At 67.1% G+C, this 2,362-nt stretch carries 2 protein-coding genes; both read left to right on the top strand.

What is annotated here, in order from left to right:
• Positions 1–15: 15 nt before the first annotated feature.
• Positions 16–1,050, top strand: a complete 1,035-nt coding sequence (locus AB4Y84_RS19600) for a DUF418 domain-containing protein (RefSeq protein WP_442250715.1) — start codon at positions 16–18, stop codon at positions 1,048–1,050.
• A gap of 99 nt (positions 1,051–1,149) precedes the next feature.
• Entirely contained in the window at positions 1,150–2,157 is a 1,008-nt protein-coding gene (locus AB4Y84_RS19595) for a phosphotransferase (protein ID WP_442244980.1), read from the top strand.
• The last annotated feature ends 205 nt before the right edge of the window (positions 2,158–2,362 follow it).

Genomic DNA, 2,362 nt, shown 5'->3' with positions numbered 1-2,362 from the left:
CCTCGGGGCGCGCGCGTGAGCAGTGCCGATCGACGCCTGCACGGTCTGGACCTGGCGCGCTACCTCGCCCTGGCCGGCATGGTGCTGGTCAACTTCCGCCTGGCGATGGCCGTCGAGACCGACGGCGGAGGCTGGCTTGCTGGATTCTTCCACCTGCTGGAAGGCAAGGCTTCGGCGACCTTCGTGACGCTGGCCGGGGTGGGCCTGATGCTGGCCACGCAGCGACTGGCGTGGTGRCAGGCAAGCGTGCAGACCTGGCGGCGGGCCGTGTTCCTGGCCGTGCTCGGCCTGCTCAACCTGACCGTGTTTCCTGCCGATATCCTGCATTACTACGCGGTGTACTTCGCGCTGGCGGTGCTGTGGCTGCGCGCGTCGCCCCGTGTTCTGCTGGGCAGCATGGTGGCTCTGGCTATGGTCGGGTTCTGGGCCTTGCTGCGCTGGGACTACAGCCAGGGCTGGAACTGGCAGACGCTGGCTTACGAGGGGCTGTGGCAATGGCCGGGTGCGATGCGCAACCTGCTGTTCAATGGCTTCCATCCGGTGTTGCCGTGGCTGTGCTTCTTCCTGCTGGGCATGCTGCTGGCGCGGCTGCCGCTGTCGCAACCCCGGGTGCAGCGTGCCTTGCTGCTGCTCGGCCTGCTGCTGATGGGGGCCGGCCAGATGTTGCAGCAGTGGGGTCACGGCACGGTGTGGCAGGTGTGGCTGGCGACACAGCCGATGCCGCCCGGCCCGGCTTATCTGCTGACCGGCGCAGGCGCGGCGTGTGCACTGATCGCGGCATGCCTGTGGCTGGTGCGGCTGCATCCTGGCGATTGGCTGGAACCGTTCACCGCGGCCGGACGGATGACGCTGAGCCTGTACGTGGCGCACATCCTGATCGGCATGGGCGTGCTGGAATCGCTCGGACTGCTTGATGGCAGCGCAAGCCTGTCGTGGGTGCTGATGGCCGCGTTGCTGTTCGTGATGCTGGCGACCGCGGCGGCCTGGTTGTGGTCGTGGCAGTTCGCGCGCGGTCCGTTGGAAGCGGTGATGCGACGCATCGCCGGCTAGTTATTTCGTCGCAGGAGAGGGATGTTGTGACCAGTTTGCCTGTGCGGATGCAGGGCCATCTGCGATAGTAGGTGTCGTCACCAAAGCACGCCTGCATCCATGTCATTCGCTTCGGCGCAGCAGATCGTTGAAGTCCTGCAGCAGTCCTACGACATCAGCGCGACGGCGGTGGTGCCGCGTCCGGTGGGCGCCGACGCCAATGCGTGCGTGTTCCGCATCGATGCCCGCCACGACCATTGGTGGTTGAAGTGCCGCAACTTCCAGGTGGCGCCCGCGGTGTGGGACAGCCTGCATTGGCTGCGTGGCACCTTGGGCATCGAAGAGATTGTTGCGCCGTGGCCAGCATTGACCGGCGGCGCATCGGTGCAGCGCTGGGGCCTGCAGTTCACGTTGTTCCCCTACATCGAAGGGCAGTCGGGCTTCGAGGCACCGCTGAGCCGTGCGCAATGGCGCCAGCTGGGCGAAGTGCTGCGTCGCCTGCATGAGGCCGAGATTCCACCGGCGCTGCGCCAGGCACTGCCGACGCTGCGGCTTGAAACCGCAGCGGTCGACACGGTGGGGACATGGTTGCGCGATCCCTCGACGCTGGCGCAGGCGCAGGATCGGTCCGGCAGTGCGTTCCTGGCGCTGTGGCAGCAGCAGCGGCCGCGCATCGCCGAACTTCACCAGCGTGCCGAAGCGCTGCATCGTCAATTGCAGGATGAAGCACCGGCGTTGCGCTTGTGCCACACCGACCTGCACGCGGGCAACCTGCTGATGGGACAGGACGATGCGCTGCACCTGATTGACTGGGACGGACTGGCACTGGCCCCGCGCGAGCGCGACCTGATGTTTGTCGGCGCCGCGGTAGGTGGTCGCTGGGGGCGCGAGCATCCGCTGGGCTTCGCCGAAGGGTATGGCAGCGACCTGGGCGATCCGCGCTGGATTGCGTGGTATAGGCACTGGCGCATCCTGCAGGACCTGATCGAATTCGAGCAGATGCTGCTGGGCCCCGGCGCGGCGCAGCGCTCGTTGCAGCAGCACCGGCAAGCACTGCATTACCTGGGCGAGCAGTTCGCGCCGGGGAATGTATTCGATGCGGCCGAGCGCGCGTATCGGGTGCTGTAGGGGTTACGGCCGGGCTGCGCCCGGCACCTGCAGAGGCCGAAGCCGAAGCAACAGCAACTGCCGAAGCAACAGCAACCGCCGAAGCAACAGCAACCGCGGGCATTCCGTGGGAGGGCGGGGTGGGTCCGGTTGCGGGGGACGCCGTAAATACGTCCCTGTAGGCTTGGCCGCGGCATCCATGCCGCGGACACCCCCGCAACCGGAC

It is taken from the genome of Stenotrophomonas sp. 2YAF22 (assembly GCF_052114665.1).
GTDB classification, from domain to species: Bacteria; Pseudomonadota; Gammaproteobacteria; order Xanthomonadales; family Xanthomonadaceae; genus Stenotrophomonas; species Stenotrophomonas indicatrix.
This window is presented reverse-complemented; position numbering and strand designations above follow the sequence as displayed.

Bases quoted from the DNA above. Each gene is read 5' to 3' on its own strand.
- AB4Y84_RS19595 (WP_442244980.1), top strand. From the start codon at position 1,150: ATGTCATTCGCTTCGGCGCAGCAGATCGTTGAAGTCCTGCAGCAGTCC.